Source organism: Devosia sp. (assembly GCF_017307565.1).
Lineage (GTDB): Bacteria > Pseudomonadota > Alphaproteobacteria > Rhizobiales > Devosiaceae > Devosia.
On record NZ_JAFKHD010000158.1, the window covers coordinates 1 to 5,576 of the forward strand.

At 63.2% G+C, this 5,576-nt stretch carries 6 protein-coding genes; 2 read left to right on the forward strand and 4 right to left on the reverse strand.

Translation table 11 applies throughout. The features are described 5' to 3' along the window. Positions 1-51: 51 nt before the first annotated feature. A complete protein-coding gene (locus tag J0I64_RS04350; protein WP_291406384.1) occupies positions 52-1,629 on the reverse strand; it encodes an MDR family MFS transporter in 1,578 nt (525 codons plus the stop codon). Positions 1,630-1,770: 141 nt separating this feature from the next. Between J0I64_RS04350 and J0I64_RS04355 the strand changes: the two genes are divergently transcribed. After that, entirely contained in the window at positions 1,771-2,376 is a 606-nt protein-coding gene (locus J0I64_RS04355) for a MarR family transcriptional regulator (RefSeq protein ID WP_291406385.1), read from the forward strand. 57 nt (positions 2,377-2,433) lie between these two features. On the opposite strand, the gene J0I64_RS04360 is transcribed toward J0I64_RS04355, so the two are convergent. After that, entirely contained in the window at positions 2,434-2,760 is a 327-nt protein-coding gene (locus tag J0I64_RS04360) for a DUF718 domain-containing protein (RefSeq protein ID WP_291406386.1), read from the reverse strand. Between the two features lie 165 nt (positions 2,761-2,925). Between J0I64_RS04360 and J0I64_RS04365 the strand changes: the two genes are divergently transcribed. Next, positions 2,926-4,140 carry an MFS transporter gene (locus J0I64_RS04365; RefSeq protein WP_291406387.1) on the forward strand — a complete coding sequence of 405 codons (1,215 nt, stop codon included), beginning with the start codon at positions 2,926-2,928 and terminating at the stop codon, positions 4,138-4,140. Between the two features lie 54 nt (positions 4,141-4,194). On the opposite strand, the gene J0I64_RS04370 is transcribed toward J0I64_RS04365, so the two are convergent. Continuing rightward, positions 4,195-5,109 (reverse strand): DbpA RNA binding domain-containing protein, encoded by a 915-nt coding sequence (locus J0I64_RS04370; RefSeq protein ID WP_291406388.1) that lies wholly within the window; start codon positions 5,107-5,109, stop codon positions 4,195-4,197. Then, positions 5,072-5,576 (reverse strand): peptidase dimerization domain-containing protein (locus J0I64_RS04375; RefSeq protein WP_291406389.1); only part of this gene is annotated, 505 nt, incomplete at its 5' end. The genes J0I64_RS04375 and J0I64_RS04370, both read right to left, overlap by 38 nt.

The following is a 5,576-nucleotide window of genomic DNA, read 5'->3' on the forward strand; positions in this document are numbered from 1 at the left end:
GAATACCGGGGCCGCACTGAGGATCAGTGCGGCCCTTTTTATTTGATAGGCCTAGCGGGTGACCGTGGCCGGGGCAGCAGCGACGGCGGCGAGCGTTGCTTCTTCGGCGTCGATCTCGGCTTCCGGCTCGTGGCGCAGGGAGCTGGCGAGCGGCAGTTCTTCGACGAGGAAGGTCAGCGCGAAAGCGAGGAACGAAGCGGCCGCGGCGGCAAAGAAGATCGGATGCAGCGAGGACGCGAAGGCTTCAAGGACCGGGCCACGCAGGTCTTCGGGCAGGCTCGCCACCATGGCGGGGGAAACGCCGTGACCGGACTGGCCGTCGGGCAGCAGGCTATCGAGGCGCGCGGCAAGGCCGGCCGAGAAGATGGCGCCGAACACCGAAATGCCGATGGAGCCACCGATCTGCCGGAAGAGGGTCGTACCGGCGGTGGCAACGCCGACGAGATTGCGCGGCACCGCGTTCTGCGTTGCGGTGACGCTGACGCTGTTGACCGGACCGATGCCGACGCCGACGAGGAACATGAAGAGCGCGATCTGCCATGACGGCGTGTCGAGCTGCATGAAGGCGAGGAGCAGGAGGCCGATCGTCAGTACGAAGGTCGAGAGACGCGGCAGGAAGCGGTACTTGCCCGAGCGGGTCATGGCAAAGCCCGAGAGCATCGAGGCGCCGATCATGCCGATCATCATCGGGATGAGCTGCATGGCAGAGTCGGTAGGCGACACGCCCTTGGCGAGCTGCAAGTACATCGGGATGAAGGTGATAGACCCGAACATGGCGATGCCGACGAGGAAGCCGATGGAGTTGAACACCGCAAAGGTGTTGTTGGCAAAGAGCGTCAGCGGCAGCACCGGCTCGGCGGCGCGGCTTTCGACATAGAGGAAGGCGCCGAGTGCAGCGAGGGTAAGGACGACCAAGCCAATGATTTCAAACGACATCCAGGCCCAGGTATTGCCGCCGAGCGACGTCGCCAGCACGATCGAGGTGAGACCTACCGAGAGCAGGATGAAGCCGAGATAGTCGATGCTGTGGGCGACGCGTTCGGCGCGGGGCTTGAGCACGAAGGTGATGACGGCGAGGGCCACGAGGCCGACAGGCAGGTTGATCAGGAAAATCCACTGCCAGGAAAAATGCTCGACGATGACGCCGCCAAGCAGCGGGCCGGCAATAGTCGAGACGCCGAAGACGGCGCTGAAAATACCCTGGATCTTGCCGCGCTGGCGGGGCGGGATGACGTCTGCCACCACCGTCATGGCGACGACCATGAGGCCACCACCGCCCAGGCCCTGGATGGCGCGGGCGACGATGAGCATGGTCATTGAATTGGCCATGGCAGACAGGATGGAGCCACCGACGAAAATGGTGATGGCCGCCTGCAGCACGACCTTGCGGCCGAAGAGGTCGCCGAGCTTGCCGTAAATCGGCGCGACGACTGTGGAGCTAAGCAGGTAGGCGATGACCACCCAGGTGAGGTGATCGAGCCCGCCAAGCTGGCCGACAATGGTCGGAAGAGCCGCGGAAACAATGGTCTGGCCAAGGGAGGCCAGGAGAAGCGTGACGGCCACGGCGCCGATGATCAGCTTGACGGACTGATCCTGCGGCGCTTCAGCCGGTTGAATGGGTTGGGACATTAGGGCAATCCTCAAAATAGAGAGGACCGGCGTCCAGCGTCGGCCCTTGCGAAATGAATTCTGAACGCATAAATGTGCTTGAAGCAATTACATGTCAATAGCATGCAATTGTGACTAGCATGCAAAACTGCGGGGGCTGCCATGCCGCTGAGTGACAAAACCGAACCAAACGCCTTGCTGCTTCAGGCGGGGCACGACGCCGCGACCGCAGAGGCGGTTATTGAAATCGATACGCTCATGCAAAAGTGGCGTCGCCGTGCGAACAAACGGGAACTGGGGCATCGGGCCCTGGCCCAGCTCAAGGTAGACCTGGACCTGGCGCAGTTCGACGTGCTCGTCGCCATAGCCGGCCCAACCGATCACGGCGAGCCGCAGACGGAAACCATGATCGCGACAGTCGCCGAGCGGATCAATATCGACCCCTCGCGCGCCAGCCGGCTGGTGAGCGAAATGGTGGACAAGGGCTATGCCCGCCGGGCCGTGAGCCAGGCGGATGCGCGGCGAACGATTATCGAACTGACGGATCGCGGGATTGCGGTCGTCGAGGCTGTTCGCGCCTACAAGTTCCTCGTCATGGGGGATTTTCTGGCTGAGTGGAGCCCGGAAGACGTCGCCGCTTTCGTGCCCCTCCTCAAGCGCTTTGGCACCTGGATGGATGGCATAGAGCAAGCCGGCGAGAAGCACGCGGCCGAGATTGCCGTGCTGGCCGAGGAAATCGAGCGGGCGGGTGTGCGGGAGCCGGCATAGCGTCCGGCTCGCGTCTCGATGGACCACCGGGACGAGCCCGGTGGCGAGACTGCCAGGCTAGTGCTTTGGCATGTTGTATTCGGCGACTGCCTCGCCCGAAACCGGGTCGGTGACGCCGAGATCGCCGCCCAGGTCTTCGAGCATCGCCCGCAGGCCGTCGAGCGACTTGATCATGGTGGGACGCGCCTTGACGATGCTGTCAAAACCATCCCATTCGCCGAGAACGCAATAGGACCGATCCCCGGTCTTGACGAGACTGAAGCGGCGCATGCCGGCGGCTTGCAGCTCCTTGCCTGTCGTCTTCAGCAGCGCATCGTGATGGGCAATAAACGCGTCTTCGGAGCCGGGTTTCACCCGCATACGCACAATATTATAGGCCGTCATCGAGGGCCTCCCATGTTGGCCGCCCAGGCCCACGGGACCTGACGCGGAACGCGCATTCTACGCCTCCGAAAGGAGCGATCACAGCGGATTCCAAGTCATGCAATCGATTTCGATGGACGAATTCCTAGACCGGCGCTAGGTCTTGCCGCTCTCTGGGAGGGGACGATGACTGCGAGACCACGCCTGCCGGTGACGGCGCTGCTTGGAACGAACATGTTCTTTTCAGGCGTCACCTATGCCGCCACCCTGCCCTATGCCTCTCTTGTGGGCGTCGACACGCTCGGCATGTCGCCGGGCTGGTTCGCAACGGTGATGGCCGCCGGGTCAATATTGGGCACGCTGGTGTCGCTGACGCTGGGCTATATTTCGGACAAATTGCCCGATCGGCGTTTGCTGGTACTGGCCACCGCCCTTGCCGGGATCATTGGCCATGGCATGATCTATATCTGGCCGACGCAGCTGAGCTTTACGCTTGCGATGGCGCTGGTCATGCCGGTGGCCGGCGCCTGTTATGGACAGTGCTTTGCTTATCTGCGGGTCTTTTATGTGACCCATGACGCCAAACGCGCCGACTTCATGGTGACAACCATGCGCATGGTGTTCACGCTGGCCTGGATCGTGGTGCCGCCGCTCGCCGGTTGGATCGCGGCGGAGCTCGATATTTTCAACGTCTATCTCGCCTCGTCGCTGAGCTACGCGGCCGTGGCGGCGATCTTTGCGCTGCTGATGGCCGACAAGGGGACGGCCGTGCAGATGCCGGCGCCGGTGCGGGCCGAGGGCGCGTCGTTGCTCTCGACCTTTGCTCTCCCCCTTGGCACGCTTGCGGGTCTTGCCGGGCTCGTCGTGATGACCGCGGCCATGCGCATCCTGACCTTTACGGTGCCGCTGTTTATCGTTGGGGATCTCGGCGGGACTGTTACCGATGTCGGCTTTTATGCCGGGATCACAGCCGCGATCGAGGCGCCGTGCATGCTATTGCTTGCCTATCTCACGACCAGGTGGACCAAGGAAACGCTGCTCGCGACGGCGGGTCTGGTGATGGCGGCGTTTATCGGGATTTCCAGCATTCTGACCAGCATGACGGCGTTCTACTGGCTGCTGCTGCTCAATGGGCTGGGAACGGCGGCGCTGATGAGCGTCAACATTCCATATGTGCAGGATGCGATCAAAGGCCGGGTGGGATTGTCGACATCGCTGATGGATGTCGTGGCCATTGCCGCCAACCTTTTGGGGGCGACGGCATTTGGGCTGCTGACCACAGGCGGGAATTACCGCTTTGCGCTGATGGTCGGGGCCTGTGTTGCCGTTGTCGGCGCGGCGATCATGGCTTTTGGCAACATGTCGCGGCTTGGCGAATTGCGGCCGGCGGAAGCGCGCTAGCGTTTTTGACCATAAAATAAATCCCCGCCCGAGGGCGGGGATAGAATTTTGCGATCAGTCGTAAGCGCGGGGCTTCTTGTGGTCCTTGGGCTTGGCCTTGCGCGGGGCATCGCCCTCGGCAGGCTTGGACCACTTCGGCTTGCCCTTGTTTTTGTCAAAGGGCTTTTGTTCCTTTGGCTTGAAAGGCTTAGGCGGGCGCGGGCCCTCGACGGCAGGAGCATCGAAATCTTCCGCCTTCAGCTTGCCCGAGCCATAACGCTGCTTGCGATCGGCCTTTTCGGGGCGCGGCGCAGAAGGGTCATAGGGGACCGGCGGTCCCGGGGGACGGCGCTTGGACTGCGGCTTCTGTTCGATCGGACCATCGATGGCGGAGATGTAGACACCCTTTTCGCCCGTGCCGTTCTTGCCGACGCCCTTGAGGAAACTATCCACCTTATCCGCGGCCACCTCGAAGATGGTTTCGGTGTCGAAGATGCGGATGGAGCCGATGGCGCCCTTGGTGACGTTGCCGGCCTTGCAGATCATCGGCAAAAGCCAGCGTGGCTCGGCTCTTTGCTTGCGACCGACCGTGACCTTGAACCAGGTGCCGCCAGCAAAGGCTTCGCGGGTACGGGGCTCGCGCTTGCCGAAATCTTCGACCAGGGTGGCCGAGATATCCTCGGGGATCGGACGGGTGGTGAGCTGCAGGCGCAGATAGGCAGCAGCCAGGGCTTCCGGTGCCCATTTGGCTAGCAGACTGTCCACACTTGGACGCTCATCTTCGGTGATTACGTCACTCAAAAGCGAATTTGTGAGAATCGACTCACGGTAGCGCGCATCAATCGCCTCGGCGGTCGGCGGAGCGATATTTTCAGCTTCGATTTTTGCGGTGCGCAGGATCGACTGGGCGACGCGACGGCGATGGGTCGGAGAGATGACGACGCAAGTGCCCTTACGACCAGCGCGGCCAGTGCGGCCCCTGATCGGCATCCAGCACGGCGGCGAGATGCCCCGTCACCCGCAGTTCCCACCGCGTGCCCTCGGGCGCGGCGCGCGCCACCGCCTCGCGGATCTCGGCCAGCGCCGCCTCGTCGTTCTCCTCGGGCGCGTACCGGCGGTTGAGGCCGATCACGGCGCGGGCGGGGATGTTGTTGGCCTTGGTGCCGGACTGCATCACGGTCACCGCCAGGATCGGCCGCAGCGGGCCGCCGTCCTTGCCGCGCACGACGGAGCTGCGCTGCTCGACCACCTGCTTCAGCTCCAGCAGGCCGGACATGATCGGGATCGCGCGTTCCAGCGCGTTGTCGCCGGAGTTCCGCTGGCCGGCATGGCCGGAGCGGCCCTCGATCACCACCTGCATTTCCAGCGAGCCGAAGGAGCCATGCCAGATGCGCGGATCGGCACCGCCGTCCAGGCAGATCAGATGGTCGCCGACCAGCCCCTGCTCGGCGAGGTAG